Annotated in this window: 16 protein-coding genes and 1 pseudogene; 10 read left to right on the forward strand and 7 right to left on the reverse strand. The window is 65.7% G+C overall.

From position 1 onward, the window contains the following. Window positions 1-485: 485 nt before the first annotated feature. The 10 genes and pseudogenes from AB0C34_RS26015 to AB0C34_RS26060 all read left to right on the forward strand — a co-directional run bounded on the left by AB0C34_RS26015 (window position 486) and on the right by AB0C34_RS26060 (window position 8,491). On the forward strand, window positions 486-1,475 hold the full coding sequence (locus AB0C34_RS26015; RefSeq protein WP_357078145.1) for a hypothetical protein: 990 nt from the start codon (window positions 486-488) through the stop codon (window positions 1,473-1,475). Further along, window positions 1,462-1,950: a hypothetical protein gene (locus AB0C34_RS26020; RefSeq protein ID WP_357078148.1), complete on the forward strand. Its 489-nt coding sequence runs from the start codon at window positions 1,462-1,464 to the stop codon at window positions 1,948-1,950. The genes AB0C34_RS26015 and AB0C34_RS26020 overlap by 14 nt, the downstream gene beginning before the upstream one ends. 443 nt (window positions 1,951-2,393) lie before the next feature. Continuing rightward, on the forward strand, window positions 2,394-3,377 hold the full coding sequence (locus AB0C34_RS26025; RefSeq protein ID WP_357078325.1) for a DUF6492 family protein: 984 nt from the start codon (window positions 2,394-2,396) through the stop codon (window positions 3,375-3,377). Continuing rightward, window positions 3,352-3,429 (forward strand): annotated as a pseudogene (locus AB0C34_RS26030) (hypothetical protein); the annotation flags it as partial. The gene AB0C34_RS26025 and the pseudogene AB0C34_RS26030, both read left to right, overlap by 26 nt. 276 nt (window positions 3,430-3,705) lie before the next feature. Then, complete coding sequence (locus tag AB0C34_RS26035) at window positions 3,706-5,328, forward strand: PQQ-binding-like beta-propeller repeat protein (RefSeq protein ID WP_357078149.1); 1,623 nt, start codon at window positions 3,706-3,708, stop codon at window positions 5,326-5,328. A 349-nt stretch (window positions 5,329-5,677) separates the two neighbouring features. Further along, window positions 5,678-6,544: an alpha/beta hydrolase gene (locus AB0C34_RS26040; RefSeq protein ID WP_357078152.1), complete on the forward strand. Its 867-nt coding sequence runs from the start codon at window positions 5,678-5,680 to the stop codon at window positions 6,542-6,544. A 232-nt stretch (window positions 6,545-6,776) separates the two neighbouring features. Then, complete coding sequence (locus AB0C34_RS26045; RefSeq protein WP_357078155.1) at window positions 6,777-7,175, forward strand: VOC family protein; 399 nt, start codon at window positions 6,777-6,779, stop codon at window positions 7,173-7,175. Then, window positions 7,175-7,543, forward strand: coding sequence for a VOC family protein (locus tag AB0C34_RS26050; protein WP_357078158.1), 369 nt, complete (start codon window positions 7,175-7,177; stop codon window positions 7,541-7,543). The genes AB0C34_RS26045 and AB0C34_RS26050 overlap by 1 nt, the downstream gene beginning before the upstream one ends. Before the next feature lie 13 nt (window positions 7,544-7,556). Further along, window positions 7,557-7,682, forward strand: a complete 126-nt coding sequence (locus AB0C34_RS26055; protein ID WP_357078161.1) for a hypothetical protein — start codon at window positions 7,557-7,559, stop codon at window positions 7,680-7,682. After that, window positions 7,679-8,491, forward strand: coding sequence for a helical backbone metal receptor (locus tag AB0C34_RS26060; RefSeq protein ID WP_357078164.1), 813 nt, complete (start codon window positions 7,679-7,681; stop codon window positions 8,489-8,491). The genes AB0C34_RS26055 and AB0C34_RS26060 overlap by 4 nt, the downstream gene beginning before the upstream one ends. Before the next feature lie 81 nt (window positions 8,492-8,572). On the opposite strand, the gene AB0C34_RS26065 is transcribed toward AB0C34_RS26060, so the two are convergent. From AB0C34_RS26065 to icmF, 7 genes are all read right to left on the reverse strand, one after another. Then, the gene (locus tag AB0C34_RS26065) at window positions 8,573-9,850 is read right to left on the reverse strand and encodes a cytochrome P450 (protein WP_357078167.1); all 1,278 of its coding nucleotides are present in this window, start codon (window positions 9,848-9,850) and stop codon (window positions 8,573-8,575) included. Window positions 9,851-10,096: 246 nt separating this feature from the next. Further along, window positions 10,097-10,882, reverse strand: coding sequence for an ABC transporter permease (locus AB0C34_RS26070; RefSeq protein ID WP_357078170.1), 786 nt, complete (start codon window positions 10,880-10,882; stop codon window positions 10,097-10,099). Then, the gene (locus AB0C34_RS26075; protein WP_357078172.1) at window positions 10,879-11,832 is read right to left on the reverse strand and encodes an ATP-binding cassette domain-containing protein; all 954 of its coding nucleotides are present in this window, start codon (window positions 11,830-11,832) and stop codon (window positions 10,879-10,881) included. The genes AB0C34_RS26070 and AB0C34_RS26075 overlap by 4 nt, the downstream gene beginning before the upstream one ends. Window positions 11,833-11,862: 30 nt before the next feature. Next, window positions 11,863-12,723 (reverse strand): DUF4097 family beta strand repeat-containing protein, encoded by an 861-nt coding sequence (locus tag AB0C34_RS26080; protein ID WP_357078175.1) that lies wholly within the window; start codon window positions 12,721-12,723, stop codon window positions 11,863-11,865. 82 nt (window positions 12,724-12,805) lie between these two features. After that, window positions 12,806-13,330: a hypothetical protein gene (locus AB0C34_RS26085; RefSeq protein ID WP_357078178.1), complete on the reverse strand. Its 525-nt coding sequence runs from the start codon at window positions 13,328-13,330 to the stop codon at window positions 12,806-12,808. Window positions 13,331-13,501: 171 nt separating this feature from the next. Beyond that, window positions 13,502-14,617 (reverse strand): amidohydrolase family protein, encoded by a 1,116-nt coding sequence (locus AB0C34_RS26090; protein ID WP_357078181.1) that lies wholly within the window; start codon window positions 14,615-14,617, stop codon window positions 13,502-13,504. Window positions 14,618-14,738: 121 nt separating this feature from the next. Then, window positions 14,739-17,957, reverse strand: coding sequence for a fused isobutyryl-CoA mutase/GTPase IcmF (gene icmF, locus AB0C34_RS26095; protein ID WP_357078184.1), 3,219 nt, complete (start codon window positions 17,955-17,957; stop codon window positions 14,739-14,741). Between the last annotated feature and the right edge of the window lie 100 nt (window positions 17,958-18,057).

The following is an 18,057-nucleotide window of genomic DNA, read 5'->3' on the forward strand; positions in this document are numbered from 1 at the left end:
AAGTAGCCGAGTTGAGTGCGCGTTCGTTCGAAAGTAAGGGCCTGTCGAGTCAGATCGAATCACCAGGCTAGGCGAGTCTGCACCTGTTCGAGCGGATATTGCAGGCGGAGCGGGTGCCCGTATATGGTGGCGCAGTGATCTTCTCTTATGGAAAGGGCGCCGTGCGCCCCTGCCGGTGATCCCCGGCAAGTGGCTGGTTTCCGACAATACCGATGACCAGACCACTCTTCTTGTTCACGTACTCAGCCTCAGCGCCTTGCGCGGCCCAGGACCGTGGCCTCGGCACTACTCCGATGCGCTACCGGTGCTGGTTCGATTCGCCGAGTTGCTCGCGACCACGACTCCGACCATCACCCACATCCGTAGCGTGCAAACCATCGCGAGGTTGCTGAAAGATCCACCCCCGGAACTGGATTGGCCATCCGACGAGGTCGCCCGTCTGGCTAGGAATTACTCGGCGCTGCTCGCGCGCACCGAATGGTCCGATGAGGTCACCCGACGACGGCATCGCCATCGCCACCCTGGCCGACCTCGCGCAGCAACTGCTGCCACTGGATGAAATCGCTTGTGGACCAGGACCTAGCGGTCAACGCCGGGGACATGGGTTCGCCGCTGACCACATCCTCGAGATGGTGGTGTCGAAGATAGCCCGCGGCGCGCGGAACACCGCCTTGCCGTTGATGCGCGCCGCGCTGAGCGGCTACGCCTTACCACTGCGCCGCGCAGGCTTGACGGCAGTGGAAACACGGTTCGGCAACGACCTACCGGCCGACGTCCGCGGCTGGGTAACCGCTGCTGCCGCGATCGAACCCGACGACCAACTCCGCGCCGACCTGACCGCACTCATCGGACGCATGGACACCGCGCTCGAACTCGTGCTTCTCGCCGCATTCCCGGGAGCCCTCGCCGCCGACGTGCGTGTCGTCGCGCAGACCCTGCCACCAGACCGCTTGCCGCTGATTCGGAACGGCTGCTCCGTCTGGGTACAAGGCGAGCACCTCACCCTCCCGTACCGCCTGTGCAACCCCGAACCAGCCAGCGACATCTCAGCCCAGCTGTCTCCGACTCAGACCAAGATCCTGCACTGCCTCTACAGCCGCCATTGGAACGGCTACGTCCGCCAGCGCCACCTCAACCACATCATCGATGCCGCCGACCCGTGGATCGTCCCCTTCGTCGTCAAGCTTGTCGGCGAATACGTGATCGAGATCGTCATCGACATCCAGCAGGGACTCCCCAATGTGGTCACAGTCGACCCTGCCCAGCACGAGGCTTACGGACGGTTCGCCGCCACCAACCCCGAGTTCCTCCACCTGACCAGCCAACGTGTCGCCAGCTACTGGCACTGCTACTACTACCGAAACCGATACCCGCACGACTACTACCCCGCCCGCATCGTCATCGACGAGCTGCACGAAGCCGCAGCCACGCACCGATCCACCGGCGAGACCGGATTTCACTATGGCCATCAATAAGATTCAGTTCGACATACAAGTCCAGTTCCCCCGCCCACGCCGCTGGCTCCTCGCCGGAATCCTTCCGATCGTGCGACGTGACCGGGTCATCCCAGGTATCGACGGTGTGCCACTCACCGATCTGATCGACAGATTCGAGCTCGACGCAGGTATGCAGCCCGCGGGTGGGGCATACGGCGGCCTCATCCCGGCGCACTCTCGGTCCCTGCGGATGGACGACCACTTCCACGGAAGGTCCACCATGGCAACGGGATCGAAGACACCCGTGCTCGTGTGTGAATGCGGTGAGTGGGGCTGCTGGCCACTCCTGGCCGAGATCACTGTCACCGACGACCTTGTGATCTGGGATCGCTTCGAACAGCCCTATCGCCCAACACGCGACTATGGCGCATTCAGTCCATTCCGGTTCGACCGCAACCAATACGACGACGCACTACGGGACCTGAGTAGGCCAATCAGCTCAGACATCGCGTGAACACGATTCGCCGGGTGTCTTGCTCGCATCTCGCAATGCACTCACATGCGGGCCACGATGCACATCACAGGCCCGGAGTCCCAGTACACGGCACGGAGCGTGCCGGACGGTGAACCCAGCCGAGCATGTACCTGTTTCACTATGTCGAGCAGGACGGGCACTTGCACTGGCGTGTGATCGATGTCGGCTCCGCTCTCGATTGCGTGAACCGCAACGGCGTGCCGACGCAAGTAGCCCGTCAAATCGGCTGCGGTGGATAGACGCCGGGCCTGGCCTCCCGACCCTCCGGATCGGGTCGTCGCGGTCGCCAGGCGCTTGTACGACGTGACAGTTCGGCAGCATCAGCAATTCCACGAACCCTGGCTATGGTTACCGGCGACGATCAGCCTACGGGGAGTATGAACGTGGCCACCGAAACTGCGCGCCTACCGGCAATCGACGTCATGATCCCGGTAGCAGCCAAGGACCTACCCAGCCTCGACGCCTGTATCACCGGGCTGAGGGCACACTGCCGTAATCCGATCCGATCGGTGAATATCGTCGGGTCCGCGCGACTCCGCGCACAGGTGCGGACCGAGCACGTGGTGCAGTGGATCGATGAGGAAGCGGTCTCGCCGACACCGGCCGCCATCGAGGCGACCCTGTGCACAGCGGGCGGCGATCACCACAATTCGTCCTGGTATTTCCAGCAGCTGATCAAACTGAACTGCTTCCGCATCCTGCCGAGTACGGTCCAGCACCTCCTGGTGCTCGACGCGGACTACGCGCTCGTCGACGATGTCGTGTTCGTCGAAGACGATGGCAGATCGTATCTGGCACTCGGCTATCCGCTGCAATGGCGCCTCGACACCCGCCAGCACGCGATCCCCGCCCGCCACTCCGCGATCACCGCAGCGAGCCGGCTGCTTGCCGGGTGGCGGCCGGTCGACCCCTACAGCGGGATGCAGCATCACATGGTGTTCGACAGACAAGTCCTTGCGGACCTGATGCGTCGAGTCGAGGATCAGCACGAGCGACCGTTCTGGGAGGCATTCCTGGTGACGATAGAACATGCCAAATGGACCGGTGCTTCGGAGTATGTGCTCTACCGCCACTTCGCAGCGAAGTTCTTCCCTGAACGAATCCGGTCACGACATCTCGACGCTATCGACATCATCCAGCCCGCCGAAAACGCTTTGTGGACATTGACTGACGCTGTTACCAGCGTCCGCCGGGCAGGAGTCAAGGCCATCGGATGCCACAGTTTCCTCAACTACCGCAACCGGATTGCCACCATGGACTACATACCCGACCAGTTACGCAGCCAGCTGCAAACAACCCCCGGGGCGCTAATGCTCGACCTCAACCAAGGCGCCCTCCGCATCGCCCCCGCAACCCCACCCCTGGGTCGCGCCGAGCGTCTGGGTCGAACCTCAGGTCGTGGGTGAAGTGTCGTTCGCCGAGTGGACCAATGACGGCAACCGATCTGCCTCCGCCTGATTGATAGCTCCCAATGCGTGCTGAAGCGGTAGTGGTGATCGTGGCGATGGCGTCGTAGCCGACTCTGGCGTTGATTGGGCCAATCAGGGACGGGCTGCGAGCGCGCACGCGGATACCCCTTGCGCGCAGCTGTTCTCGACCGACGCGACTGGCCCACGACACCCCACCGGCGGCCCGAACTTCCCGGATGCAGATAACATTTTCGACAATTCGAAATTCCCCGGCCTCAGGAGCGGGAAACTTAGCTTTCATCACCATGAACGAAAGACTCTGGCAATGATTCTCGCGGCTTGGGCGTTCGGACTGCGGAAGATATCATTCCTGCGTTTACCGATCCTTATGGCCGCGGCTGTCCTGCTATTGCCGAACTCCAGCGTCGGGAGCGCCGCGAAACATGTTGGCAACGACGGTGATTGGCCGATGTGGCAGTTCGACCTTGCCGGTTCCCGGCATAATCCACACGAGACCGCCCTCACGCCGGCCACAGTGTCCTCGTTGCAGCTGAAGTGGGCGTTCGCGTTCCCCGACTCGATCGCCGCTTCCAGCCAGCCGGCGGTCGTGGACGGAACCGTTTACGTCGGTGGCCGCAACGGGACGTTTTATGCGCTGGACGCGTACACCGGTGCGACCCGGTGGTCGTTCCAAGCCGAGACACCCCTCGGCGGAAACCTCCCGACGTACGGGCTGCGCAACGGGCCTGCGGTCGTCGATGGAACGGTCTACTTCGGCGACAACTCGGCCAGAATGTGGGCCCTCGATGCACAGACCGGTGCCCAGCGCTGGGTCCGCCAACTGGACAACCATCGTTACGCGATCATCACCGGTTCGCCCCTCGTGTTCGACGGTCAGGTCTATGTCGGTGTGTCCAGTCAAGAGCTGGGTACCGCCACCAGCGACCTCTACCCGTGTTGCACCTTCCGGGGAAGTGTTGTGGCGCTCGACGCCGTGACCGGCAACGTGCAATGGCAGCACTACACGATCCCGCCACCAGAGCCGACCCCCACTGGGTCGCCGCCGTTTGCCCCCAGCGGTGCGCCGGTCTGGTCGTCACCCACGATCCACCCGGAGTCGCGCACGCTGTACTACACCGCGGGCAACCCCTACACCGGTTATCCCGAGGGTGCGGAAGCGATTGGCGCGCTGGACATCGACACCGGAACCGCCCGGTGGGTCCGCCGGATGACTCCCGGGGAAGCCCCCTGGAACGGCCGCTGCGCGTACCCGCCGCCGGGTGGCAACTGCCCCGATCCCGGCCACGATTTCGACTTCGGTTCGCAGCCGAACATTTTCGAGATAGGTGACCGCTTGGTCGTCGGCGCGGGGCAGAAGAGCGGTGTCTACCACCTGCTCGACGCCGCCACCGGCGAGATCGTCTGGCAGACCAGATTGAACACGCCGGTACCGGTGCTGCCCATCCCGGGCTCGGAGTCGCTGCAAGGTATCCAGTGGGGTGCCAGCTATGACGGCCACCGCCTGTACGTTGCCACTTATCAGGGCACGCCGGGCACACTTTTCGCGTTGCACCCGGCGACCGGCGAGGTCATCTGGAGCACGCCGAATCCCGCCCATGGTTGCCTGTTCGATCCACCGCCGATACCAATGCTTCCGCTGTGCCAGCTCGCCATGCCTAACGCCGTCTCGTCGACACCCGGCCTGGTCTACGAGGGCAGTCTGGACGGCAAGATGCGCGCCTTCTCCGCCGAGACCGGTGCCATCGTCTGGGAATACAACACGGCACGGCACTTCCACACCGTGAACGGGGTGCCAGGCGTCGGCGGCGGTATCAACGGCCATGGCGCCGTCGTCGCGAACGGGATGCTGTTCACCAATTCCGGTTACGGCCGACAGATCACCACCGGGATGCCGGGCAATGTCCTGCTGGCCTTCGGTCTTCCCTGACCTGCTCGGATTGCGAGAGCAACAACCAAGCTCACGACCTCTGCACTCACCTCAGCGATTATCCCGGTCTGCCTGCCTCCGATGTCTAGAAGCGAGGTTTCCCCGATGGGTGGGCTGCTCCCGCAAGACGAGCGCGCCGATGTACTGAACCTCGCGGGCTGATGCGACGCGATCAAATGGAGCACGCTATCCGCACGGGTGCCAGATCATCGGCCACTACTTCGACGACCCAACCGCATCCTGACTCGGCCCAGCCCGCCGGATCTTCAAGCGCCGTTGTGAATGACTCGAATCTGCTGCTGAGCATAGGGTCCGATGAGTTCTCGGCCCGGCAGACGTCGACAGTGACATGACGACACACATGCTCGAGACCGCCCAGGTCGACATCGCCTACGACGTCCACGGCCTGCTGCCCGCTGAGGGACGCCCACCGCTGTTCATGATCGCCCAGCCCATGGATGCCAGCGGCTTCGGCGCGTTGGCGTCGTATTTCCCCGATCGCACCGTGGTCACCTACGACCCGCGCGGCCTCGGCCGCAGCATCCGCAAAGACGGCCGGGTCGACCATTCGCCGACGGTCCAGGCCGACGATGTGCATGCCGTTATCGCGGCGCTCGGCGTTGGCCCGGTCGAGATGTTCGCCAGCAGCGGCGGCGCGGTCACCGCGCTCGCGCTCGTGGCGGCCTACCCGAACGACGTGACCACGCTGGTGGCACACGAGCCGCCGCTCATTCCGGTGCTCCCCGACGCCGCGGCTGCCGAGCGCGCCCGCGCCGGCGTTCGTGAAGCATACGAGGCCAAGGGGTCCGGTGCCGGCATGGCGGCCTTCATCGCGATGACCTCATGGCAAGGTGAGTTCACCGACGACTACTTTGCCCAGCCCGCGGCGGATCCCGCCCTGTTCGGGATGCCGGCCGAGGACGACGGTTCACGGGACGACCCGCTGCTCTCCGACCGGTCCTGGGCGGTCAGCAGCTATCGCCCGGACGTCGCCGCGCTGGCCGCGGCGCCGACCCGTGTTGTGATCGCCGTGGGCGAGGAGTCCCAGGGCACGTTCACCGGACGCACGTCGGTGGCCGCCGCTGCGCTGCTCGGTCAGCAGGTGACCGTGTTCCCGAGCCACCACGGCGGCTTCCTCGGCGGCGAGTTCGGGTACGCGGGCCAGCCCGAGGCCTTCGCCCGGACTCTGCGCGAGGTCCTCGACGGAAACAATTGACGCAGTGCGGCCGCGCGCTCGACGACGGTGAGCGCACGTCGGGTCAGTAGCTCCGCGCGGTAATGCCGCTGATCGGATGTTCGGCCGTAGGTCCGCATCTGCCGGCGAGTGAACGGAAGGCCGACGGTCTGTTTGCTCGGCCTGTCCCATTCGGGTGCTGTTCCAGTCGTACGGAGTCGGCTCGGTACCAGCCGCACCGATGAGTTTGTCGGTCTCGTGTCGTCCTTCCGATATGACTACGCCCACAATCGGCAGCCTGTTGTTGTCCAGCACCGACCCGACCCGCCTGCGTGACTGGTATGCCGCGGTATTCGCGCTGAAGGTCGACCGCACGCCCGGCGAGCCCGGCTACGATGTCTTGGACTTCGGTGGCTTCTCTGTGCTGATCGACAGCCGGGACGACGTCGGGGGCTCGAACCCGGAGCCGGGGCGAGTGGTCCTGAACGTCGATGTGGACGATGCCCGGGCGGTAGCGGGTCGCATCGATGACCTTGGCGGGCGGTGGCTGGCCGAGCTCGACGACCGCGACGGCAGTCTGTTCGCGACTGCGATCGACCCTGATGGAAACTATGTTCAACTCATTCAACTGAGCCCGCAGCACCGGGCTGCGATGACCGAGACGGGCAAGTGATGTTTGCTGACAGCAGGGCGTTCAGTGGGTTCTCGGTGGACGATATCGAGGCGGCCAGGGCGTTCTACGCGGAGACGTTGGGAATGCGGGTCTCCGAGGAGAACGGGATGCTTCACCTGCACCTCGGCGGCGGGGGCACGGTGCTGGTGTACCCGAAACCGGACCACAGCCCGGCGACATTCACGATATTGAACTTTCCGGTCCCAGACATCGAGGCGGCCGTCGACGAGCTCATCCGCCGCAATGTGCGCTTCGAACGTTACGAATTCGCCGAACAGGACGAGAAAGGCATTCACCGCGGAGGCGGTCCCTTGATCGCCTGGTTCACCGACCCCGCGGGCAACGCTCTGTCCGTCCTACAGCAGTAACGCTTCAGACCGAATGGGATGCACCGACGCCTGGCAGAGCGCGCAGAGTCTCGCTCTGCCGGCGCTCGGAGTGGGTGCCATGTTGCCCGCGGTGCCGCCGGATGACCTGCGTGAGCCGGCCGGGCGGGTGATGGCATGACCGATCGTGATCCGCCCGGGTGGAAGGGGACACCGTGCGACGACCTCGGCACACCCGTGGACATTCGCACACCCCCGCGCCGGGTGGTGTCTCTGGTTCCTTCGCTGACCGAGACCGTTGCGCTGACCTGCCCGGAAGTCCTTGTCGCGGCAACACAGTGGTGCACCCACCCAGCCGAACTGGACGTCGAACGCGTCCGCGGCACCAAGAACCCGAACGTACGACGCATCATCGAGCTGGCCCCCGACCTGGTGCTGTGCAACAAGGAGGAGAACCGCCGCATCGACGTCGAACGCCTCCGCGCGGCGGGCATCCCGGTGTGGGTCACCAGGATCGAAACTGTCGAGGAGGCCATGGTCTCGCTCGCTCGGCTCTGCACGGAGGCGCTCGGAGCCGGTGTCCCGCCTTGGCTCGTCGCGGCCGAATCCGCGTGGGCTCCAGCACCACCCGCGACGGAACGCACCGCCGTCATCCCGATCTGGCGCAACCCGTGGATGGTGGTCGGCCGGGACACCTTCACCGGCGATCTCGCCCGCCGCCTCGGCCTACGACTGGTGCATGCCGATCGCGCGGCCCGCTATCCCCGGCTTACCGAGGCGGAGCTGACGGAGGGGGTGGATATCGCGGTGCTGCCCGACGAGCCCTATCGCTTCACCGAGTCCGATGGCCCCGATGCTTTTCCGGACATTCCAGTCGCCTTGGTGGAGGGTCGCGCGCTCACCTGGTACGGGCCGTCGCTGGCTACGGCCCGTACCACCCTCACGGCACAATTGTCTCGGGCTCGTCGACCCGATCAACCCAGTTCGTAGTCGAACCAGGTGCGCTGAGTGCCGTAGGCATCACGCAAAAGAGAAATATCAGCCGGCGAGTTCGAGTCGGTGGTGGCGGCCTCACAGCACAGGCAGTCGAGGGGTTTCGGGAAAGACGACGGGCAAGGACGCCAGCGACCGGTGGAACGGTCCTGGTCGCCAGACCAGATCGGTCTTCGGAACCGCGAGTCGGATATCGGGAAGGGCGTCGAGGAGTTGGTCGGCCGTGTCCTGCGCGACCAGGTATGCCACGGACTTGGCGGGGCAGGCATGCGGTCCGCCGCCCCACGCCAGATGCGAGCGATTACCGATGCGCTCGCCGCCGGCGATGGCGGGGTCGTTGTTGCAGGCGGCGAGGCTGATGAGGACCGGTTGATGTGCGGGCAGCCAGTTGTTGTCGATCAGGATCGGCTGTCGCGGGAAGCTGATGCACAAGTTCGCCAGTGGGGGGTCGTTGAAAAGGACTTCATCGAGTGCGTCGCGGGTCGACAGACTCCCGCCGACGACGGAGCCACCGAACCGTTCGTCGGCGATCACCAGCAGCAGCGTGTTGGCGATCAGATTTTGCAGCGGTTCGATCCCCCCACCGTAGAAGTCGAGCAGTTGGAACAGCAGTTCCGTGTCGTCGAGATCGGCGGGGTGGCCCGCCATCCATGATGTGACGTCGGCGGCGGGCTCCCGGCGTCGCAGTTGGACCAGTTCCATCAGCGCTCCGCTGATCATCTGGACGCCTTCGGTGGCGTCGACCGTGTTGATGAGGGCGGCCATGCCAGCCGCGATTCGCCCGCCGATGTCCGCCGAGCAGCCGACCAGGTGATTGAGGACCTGGAAGACCACCGGGAAGGCGTACTGCGCGATCAAGTCCGCTGAACCGCTTTCGCAGAAGTCGTTGATCAGCGGGGTAGCGATCTTCTCGACAGTGGAACGCAGGGCGTGGAGATCGATTTCGGCGACGGCGTCGGTGTAGGCCTGGCGATAGCGATGGTGCGCTTCGCCGGTGTTGCGCCGTGCGTTGGGACGCCACTCCATGGCCGGCCGGACCGGCGAGTCGGCGGGGATGGTCTCCTGCCACATCCGCGGATCAGCCGGAAAGTGGTCGGGGTCATTCAAAATTCGGATAGCGGCGCGGTAGCTGATCACCAATGTCGCGGGCACATTCGGCGCCAACTCGATCGGGACCATCGCGCCGTACTTGCTGCGCATCTCGTCGTATACCCGCATCGGGTCGGACGCGTATTCCGCGGTGTTCAGCGAGATTCGGGCCTCGCTGGAATCGATGGGCGAGCCGTGGTGGACGGGGCAGGACGCCGAGGCGGCCGCTTGGTCGTTGGCGGGCTCAGAAACGTACGGCGTGGTCAACGATGACCTCCAGACGGTGAAACCTACAGTCGGAGAAAGCGATCGGCCGAGGCAGAGGCATGCTCTGATCGCGTCCGCTTCAGGATTCAAGCGCTGGCAGCGTAGCCCGGGACCGGTCGCGTCTCAAGTCGTGACTTTCATTGGGGAACCACCGCTTCGGAGGTCCTTATTTTTCGGACATCCCGGAAAGGACACCGTCCCGCCCGCTCGGCGTACTCGAGCGGGCGGGACGGGGGATCGGGCTGCTTACGCCGCGGCCCTGCGCCGGAAAGATGATCTGGCCCAGAGATATCCGAGCACGGCGAGGCCGACGCACCAGGCCACGGCGATGACGCCGTTATTGCCGATGTGGCTGCCCATCAGCAGTCCGCGCACGGTTTCGGTGATCGGTGTGAACGGCTGGTACTCGGCGAACTGACGGACGCCGGTCGGCATGGAGTCGGTCGGCACGAATCCGCTCCCGAGAAAGGGCAGCATGATGAGGGGAGTCGGCGCGTTGCTGGCGGACTCCGGGGTGCTCGCCGAGGCGCCGAATCCGACCGCCAGCCAGATCAACGCGAACGACAGCAGAGCCAGCAGGCCGAGAACGGCGAGCCACTCGACCGCGTCGGCGTTCGGTCGGAATCCGACGGCGAATGCGACACCGACCATGCACCCCACCCCCAGCATTGCCTGGATCAGTGAGCCGACCACGTGGCCGGTGAGTATCGAGGTCTGGGAGATCGCCAGGGTGCGCAACCGGTTGACGATGCCCTTGGTCAGGTCGGTCGCGACGCCGACCGCGGTGGAGGCCACCATCCATGCCGGGATCATGAGCAGCATTCCCGGGGCGAGGTAGTTGATGTACTCGCCGCCGTGTCCGTCGCCGACGCCCGCGTTCAACGCATGGCCGAAGAAGTAGTTGAAAATCAGCAGCAACAGGATCGGCATGATGATGATCGAGAAGACCATCGCTGGATAGCGCCGGGCGTGCAACAGATTTCGCCGCAGCATCGTGAGTGAATCATTCGAGGTGTATGCCAGGGTGGTCATCGCAGTGCCACTTCCGTTTCGGTGCCGGTGGTGTGACCGGTGAGCGCGAGAAAGACGTCATCGAGGTCGGGGGTGTGTACCGACAGGCCGTCGACCGGGATCCGGCTGTGGTCGAGCCGGTCGAGCACGGCGCGCAGCGAGCCGATGTCGCCGGCGCTGGGGACCTGGAGGGTCAGGTCGTGGTCGCCGCGCAGCGCGCCGTCCAGGGTGTTCGCGGCCGCGTCGAGCGAACTGGGGTCCGCGAACACCAGGCGGATGTAGCCGCCGGGCACCAGGCGCTTGAGTTGATCCGGGGTGCCCTCGGCGACGATGCGGCCGTGGTCGAGCACCGCGATCCGATCGGCGAGTTCGTCGGCCTCCTCCAGGTATTGGGTGGTGAGGAAGACCGTCATGCCCTCGGCGACCAGGCCGCGGATGATGTCCCACACGGCACGGCGGCTGCGCGGGTCCAGGCCGGTGGTGGGCTCGTCGAGGAAGATGATGCTCGGCTCGCCGAGCAGAGTCATCGCCAGGTCCAGGCGCCTGGTCATGCCGCCCGAGAAGGTTTGCGCCAGCTTGCCGCGCGCGCCGGCCAGGTCGAGTTTCTCCAGCAATTCGCCTGCGCGACGCTTGCTCTCGCGCCGGTCCAGGTGGTGCAGGTCGCCCATGAACAGGAGGTTCTCCTCGGCCGTCATGAGTTCGTCGACCGCGGCGAACTGGCCGGTGACGCCGATCGTGGCGCGTACGGCTTCCGGTTCGCGCAACACGTCGTGACCGGCCACGTGCAGTTCGCCGCCGTCGGCGGGGATGAGGGTCGACAGGATCTGCACGGTGGTGGTCTTGCCTGCGCCGTTCGGGCCGAGCAGTGAGAAGATGCTCCCCGCCGGGATGGTCAGATCGATGCTGTCGAGAACGGTCTTGTCGCCGTAGGACTTGCGCAGTCCGCGGACGTCGATCGCGCTGGTGGACACAGTTGTTGCCTTTCGTAGTTGTCGCGGCGGTCAGGCCGAGCGACGGACGATGATGTCGCCGGCGGAAGTGCGCGCCCGCACCTGCGCCTTCTCGTCGGAGGGTTCGGGGCGCTCGGCGGTGTCGAGTTCGTTGCGCACCGAGCCGAACTTGGTGTGCAGGTCGAGCAGGACCGCGGTGCCGCGACGGATGCCGACCTCCACCCGGCCGGCGGAGGTCTCCATCGAAAGCGATCCCCGGGCAACCTCGCCGATGCGAATGGAACCCGCGGCCGTCTTGGCGGTGACGTCGGATTGCGCGGCGCCAACGGTGATGTCGCCGTTGGCCGACTTGACCCGCAGCTCGCCGGTGATCGTGTCGATGCGAGTGTCGCCGTTGGAGTTGTTGATCTCGGCGGAACCGTCGACGCGCCGGATGCGTACCGCGCCGGAACCGGTGCCGATCTCGACTCGACCGTTGGCTTGCTCCACGGAGATCGTGCCCATGCCGGTGGTCGCGTCCACGGCGCCGGCCGTGTCGACCTGGATGTCGCCGAAGGAGCTCTTCAACCGGCAATCGCCGAGTCGGCCGGTGGTGTGGATCGCTCCCATTTCCGTGTCGGCCTGGACCCGTGAGCCACTCGGCACCTCGATCACCACCTCGATCGAGCCGTACTTGCGACCGAAGACGACAGCTTGCTTCCACAGTGGCGGGCGCGGCGCCTTCACCCGCAGTTCGCCCGCGGAATAGTCCACCACGGTCTGTTCGGCGGCCTCTACGTCGAGGCGCTGGTTTCGGCTGACGGCGCGCACGTCGACCACCGTGGTGACGCGGTCGCTGGCGACGATTCTGATGTCGCCCACGTAGGCGTCGACGACGACGGAAATGGCTTCGGGAGTTTTGAATTCAGGCATGGCGGTGCCCTCCTCTTGGTGATGTGGTGTGAAATCCCCGGTCGGGGCGTGGGGTGTGAAAGTCGTTTACTGCGGCGCTAGGTCATCGGGCCCAGCCCGTAAAGGTCTGCCCGCCCGCCGTGGTGCGGGACCCTCGGCTCGCGACGGGCGGAAGCGGCTGCGGCTCCAGTGCCGCCGCGGCCGCCCGGACCAGCCAGGCGTTGACGGAGAGCCCCTCGCGGCCCGCCGCCTCTTCGACCCGCTGCTTGAGCTGATCCGGCAGCCGGACGTTGATCCGAGAGGTGCCACCACTGTCATCCAGTGGTGCCACAAGTGGCACCACTGGCGTCGATATGGCACCTTCCGTCCGGTGTTCTTGTTCCGAGGGCGGTGGTGTGACGACGAAGGTCGGATCTACGCCCCGCAGCCGCACTTCGACCGAGCCGGGCGCGAGATCGCGGGTGATCTCGTCGGCGGCGTCGGACAATGCGTTGAGCAGGGCGAGTCGGGTCGCCGATCCGAGTGTCGAGGTGAGTCGTTCGGCCAGTTCGCGTGCCTCGTCGCCGCCCGCTTCGGCGGCGACTACCAGCTCGTAGCGAAGGCTTTCGAGATAGGGCCTGAGATCCATGTGAGCCAGTATGGCACCATTCTGGCTCCAGCGCAAACGCCTATGTGGCTCAGGAGGAAAATTACTGGCACCGCACGTGTTCACCTCGTCGGCGACATGCGGTGTTCCAGCGAGCTCCACAACGTGATACCGCGAATTCGGTCGGTGGTCGCGCTCCTGAGTTCGTCGGGATTACGGCGTCGGACCTGCACCTCGGTCCGAGGTCTCCGCGATCCGATACACGCGCTGGGCGGTTGTTCGGAAGATCTGCTCGAGTTCGCGCTTGCCGCCACCATGGTCGGTGACCGCTGCCGCTACCGCCTCGATACTGTTGGCGATGCTGGTGATCGGTTTGTCCACCGGGAAATTCGAGCCCCAGAGAAGGCGGTCGGCGCCGAAGACATCGAGGGCATGCCCGACCAGCGGGCCGATCCGGTCGAGCAGTTCCGGCACCGGCGTCGCGACGCCGCGCCGGGGGACCGGATGGCCGAGAATCGGCATCATCAGGCCGCTGACCTTCGCGACGACGTTCGGTCGCGTGGCCAATGCGGTGAGGTCGTCGCGCCATCGGACCAGCAGCTGCCTGCGGAGCCCGGGATTGGTTCCGGTGTGCTTGCCGACTGCCCCGAATATGCCGACCGGGGTGCCGAGGTGGTTCAGCACGATCGGCACTTCGGGAAATCGCTCGGCGAGCGCCGTGACATCGGGAATGGCGTGCGAGTACACCCACGCTTCGAACGACAAGCTCCGTTCGGCCAGCTGCGCGAACCCGTTCAGGAATTCCTTGCTGGTGAGCGCGGCGTCGTCGTCGGTGAACGATCGCACGCCACGATCAGGGTGGTGGGCCACCTCCGCGCGAATGCCGCGCACCAGCGAGGAAGCGGCCATGTGCGCGTCCAGCAACGCGGCGAACTCGGGTGCCGCCGGGTCGCCGCCCGCGAGGATCGCCCCGAGTCGGGGCGCGGACCGCAGCGGAAGGCCGGCCACCCAGGTGGTCTCACCGACCTTGCCGAACGGGCCCTGCTCCGACCATTCCACCTCGATGTGCGCGACCGTCTCGATCGGCGCGTTCCCGGCGTCCGCACGGTAGTCGAATGGCAGATACGGATGCAGGTATGCCACCGGATCTCCGACGAATTCCCGATCCCGTCGCGGAGCAAGCCGTTTCGCGACATCCACCGGTACCGGCAGCAGTCGGAGCAGTTTCGCCAACGCGCTGAAATTCCGAGGCGTCCGGAATGGATCCCACTGGTGCATATGCGCGTCGATGATCCGGATGCCCGAGAGATCCATGTTTGCCGTCCCCACTGCGCCGATGGTCTGCACGGCGATTGTTCCACGCTGCTGATGGGCTGGGTCCGGAATCAGCGGGAACCGTACGCGGACCGGCAGGCCTGCGTCGCCGCGCCGGATCGGCTGCCGTCGGGCTTCACACGTTGCGTCGGTACTGTCCGCCGACAGTGAAGAAGGCCTCGGTGACCTGCTGCAGCGTGCAGACGCGGGCCGCGTCCATCAGTACCTCGAAGATGTTGTCGTCGGTGCGGGCGACGGCATCGAGGCGGGCAAGCGCGGCGCCGGCGGCGTCGTGGTGCCGATGCTGGAACTGCCGGACCCGCGTCAGCTGTGATTGCTTCTCCGCTTCGGTGCCGCGCGCCAACTCCAGCTCCCGATGCGGCTCGCCGTGCGGGTTGCGGAAGGTGTTGACGCCGACGATCGGCAGGGAACCGTCGTGTTTGCGGTGTTCGTAGCGCAGCGACTCGTCCTGGATCTTGCCGCGCTGATAGCCGGTCTCCATCGCGCCGAGCACGCCGCCACGTTCGCTGATTCGGTCGAACTCGACGAGCACCGCCTCCTCGACCAGGTCGGTGAGCTCGTCGACGAGGAAACTGCCCTGCAGCGGATTCTCGTTCATCGCGATTCCCCACTCGCGGTTGATGATGAGCTGAATAGCCAGCGCGCGGCGCACCGATTCCTCGGTCGGGGTGGTCACCGCCTCGTCGTAGGCGTTGGTGTGCAAGCTGTTGCAGTTGTCGTAGATCGCGATCAGCGCCTGCAGCGTGGTCCGAATGTCGTTGAAATTCATCTCCTGTGCGTGCAGCGAGCGACCGGAGGTCTGGATGTGGTACTTCAGCTTCTGCGACCGCTCGGTCGCGCCGTAGCGGTCCCGCATGGCGACCGCCCAGATGCGCCGGGCCACCCGCCCGATGACCGAGTACTCCGGGTCCATGCCATTGGAGAAGAAGAACGACAGGTTGGGCGCGAAGTCATCGATATTCATCCCGCGCGCGAGATAGGCCTCCACATAGGTGAATCCGTTGGCAAGTGTGAAGGCCAGCTGGCTGATCGGGTTCGCGCCCGCCTCGGCGATGTGGTAGCCGGAGATCGACACCGAGTAGAAATTGCGAACGCCATTGCGCACGAACCACTCCTGGATGTCGGCCATCATGCGCAGGCTGAATTCGGTGGAGAAGATGCAGGTGTTCTGGCCCTGGTCCTCTTTGAGGATGTCGGCCTGCACCGTGCCACGCACCGTCGCGAGCGTCGTCGCCCGGATGTCCGCCGCCTCGGCGTCGGTCGGGGGCCGGCCCTCCGTGGCCGCGAAACGGTCCAGCGCCTGGTCGATCGCGGTGTTGAGGAAGTACGCCAGTATGGTCGGCGCGGGTCCGTTGATGGTCATCGACACCGAGGTGGTCGGCGCGGTCAGGTCGAAGCCGTCGTAGAGCGCCTTCATGTCGTCGAGCGAGGCGATCGACACCCCGGACGTGCCGATCTTGCCGTAGATGTCGGGACGCTCGGCGGGATCGTGACCGTACAGCGTGACCGAATCGAAGGCGGTGGACAGCCTTTTCGCGTCGGAATGCTCGCTGAGCACCTTGAACCGGCGGTTGGTGCGAAACGGGTCACCCTCGCCGGCGAACATTCGTGCGGGATCCTCGTTGTCCCGTTTGAACAAGAACACTCCCGCGGTGAACGGGAATCGGCCGGGCAGGTGCTCGGCGCGCAGAAAACGCAGCAGTTCACCGTCATCGGTGAAGCGGGGCAGCGCGACCCGCGGAATCGAATTTCCGGATAGTGTCTCCCGCCGCAGCTGGGTGTGGATCTCACGGTCGCGCACCCGCACCACCTGCTCGTCGCCGCGGTAGGACTCGGCAAGCGACGGCCATTCGGCGAGCAGCGCGGCATTCTGCGGGGTGAGATCGGCTCGGGCGCGTGCGGCCAGTTCGGCGACGGCGTGGTCGTCGGGCAACTCCGCCGCTACCTGCTCGAGCCGTTGCAGGCGTTGCGCGGCGACGATCTGCGTGGCTGTTTCGGCGTGATAGGCCCGGACGGTCTCGGCGATCTCGGCGAGGTAGCGCACCCGGGCGGGCGGGATGATCTGGGCGAACCGGGTGGAGGTCCGGGTATTCACCCTGGGCAGCACGCCGGGTGTCAGCCGTAGCCCGCGGTCGGCCAGTAGGCCGGTCAGATGCTGGTAGAGCGCCGTCACTCCATCATCGTTGAACGTTGCCGCGCTGGTGCCGAAGACGGGCATGTCTTCCGGGGTCGCGCCGAAGGCCTCCCGATTGCGGATCAATTGCCGGGCGACATCGCGCCGCGCGTCCGCCGCGCCTCGGCGCTCGAACTTGTTGATCACCACCACGTCCGCGTAGTCCAGCATGTCGATCTTCTCCAGCTGGGAGGCGGCGCCGAACTCGGGCGTCATGACATACATCGACACGTCGACATGGTCGGTCACCGCGGCGTCACCCTGGCCGATGCCGGGTGTCTCCAGGATCACCAGGTCGTATCCCGCTGCGGTACAGGCGGTCATGATCAGGTCGATGTTCTCCGGTAACTCCCGTCCACCGCGGGTGGCCAGCGAGCGGAAGAAGATGCGGTCACCGTCGAGTGCGTTCATGCGGATGCGGTCGCCCAGCAGCGCGCCGCCGCCGCGGCGCCGGGTCGGATCCACCGCGAGGATCGCGACCCGCAGTCCGTCGCGCTGGTCGGAACGCAGTCGGCGCACCACTTCGTCGGTGAGCGAGGACTTTCCGGAGCCGCCCGTCCCGGTGATGCCGAGCACCGGCACCGTGCGCCCCGCCGCGGCAGCGGCCAGTTTCTGTCGGTCGGCCTCCGGCAGCGTGCCCGCTTGCAGGCAGGTGATGGCGCGGGCCAAGGCCGCGCGCTCACCGGCGAGCACCGCGTCCAGTACCGGCGGCTCAGCTGCCAGGTCGACGTCGCAGTCGCGAATCAGCTGATTGATCATGCCGGGCAGGCCGAGGCGCTGTCCGTCCTCCGGGGAGAAGATGGTCACGCCGGACTCGGCCAGCCGGGCGATCTCCTCGGCGACGATCACGCCACCGCCGCCGCCGAAGATCCGGACGTGTTCGGCCCCCGCCTTCCGGAGCGCGTCGGCCAGATATTCGAAGTACTCGACGTGCCCGCCTTGGTAGGAGCTGACCGCGACGCCCTGCGCGTCCTCGGTGAGCACCGCGTCGACGACGTCGCTGACCGCCCGGTTGTGGCCGAGGTGAATCACCTCCGCACCCTGGTTCTGCAAGATGCGGCGCATGATGTTGATCGCCGCGTCGTGCCCGTCGAACAGGGCGGCGGAGGTGACGAAGCGGACGGGGGCGGTCGGCGTGTAGAGCACGCTGCTGTCGGCCACGGGTTCCTCCAGGAGCTCTATTGGCGTCCGATACTAGGACGTCAAACTAATCGTACGGTGATGGCGATCCCGTCGCCAGGTGTGTCGGTGATCCGGCTCG

This window comes from Nocardia sp. NPDC049220, from assembly GCF_040647855.1.
In the GTDB taxonomy this organism is placed as follows: domain Bacteria; phylum Actinomycetota; class Actinomycetes; order Mycobacteriales; family Mycobacteriaceae; genus Nocardia.

Coding starts and splice junctions, on each gene's coding strand:
- AB0C34_RS26040 (WP_357078152.1), top strand. CDS start 5,678: ATGACGACACACATGCTCGAGACCGCCCAGGTCGACATCGCCTACGAC.
- AB0C34_RS26060 (WP_357078164.1), top strand. CDS start 7,679: ATGACCGATCGTGATCCGCCCGGGTGGAAGGGGACACCGTGCGACGAC.
- AB0C34_RS26050 (WP_357078158.1), top strand. CDS start 7,175: ATGTTTGCTGACAGCAGGGCGTTCAGTGGGTTCTCGGTGGACGATATC.
- AB0C34_RS26015 (WP_357078145.1), top strand. CDS start 486: ATGAGGTCACCCGACGACGGCATCGCCATCGCCACCCTGGCCGACCTC.
- AB0C34_RS26070 (WP_357078170.1), bottom strand. CDS start 10,882: ATGACCACCCTGGCATACACCTCGAATGATTCACTCACGATGCTGCGG.
- AB0C34_RS26020 (WP_357078148.1), top strand. CDS start 1,462: ATGGCCATCAATAAGATTCAGTTCGACATACAAGTCCAGTTCCCCCGC.
- AB0C34_RS26080 (WP_357078175.1), bottom strand. CDS start 12,723: ATGCCTGAATTCAAAACTCCCGAAGCCATTTCCGTCGTCGTCGACGCC.
- AB0C34_RS26025 (WP_357078325.1), top strand. CDS start 2,394: ATGATCCCGGTAGCAGCCAAGGACCTACCCAGCCTCGACGCCTGTATC.
- AB0C34_RS26045 (WP_357078155.1), top strand. CDS start 6,777: ATGACTACGCCCACAATCGGCAGCCTGTTGTTGTCCAGCACCGACCCG.
- AB0C34_RS26055 (WP_357078161.1), top strand. CDS start 7,557: ATGGGATGCACCGACGCCTGGCAGAGCGCGCAGAGTCTCGCTCTGCCG.
- AB0C34_RS26085 (WP_357078178.1), bottom strand. CDS start 13,330: ATGGATCTCAGGCCCTATCTCGAAAGCCTTCGCTACGAGCTGGTAGTC.
- AB0C34_RS26035 (WP_357078149.1), top strand. CDS start 3,706: ATGATTCTCGCGGCTTGGGCGTTCGGACTGCGGAAGATATCATTCCTG.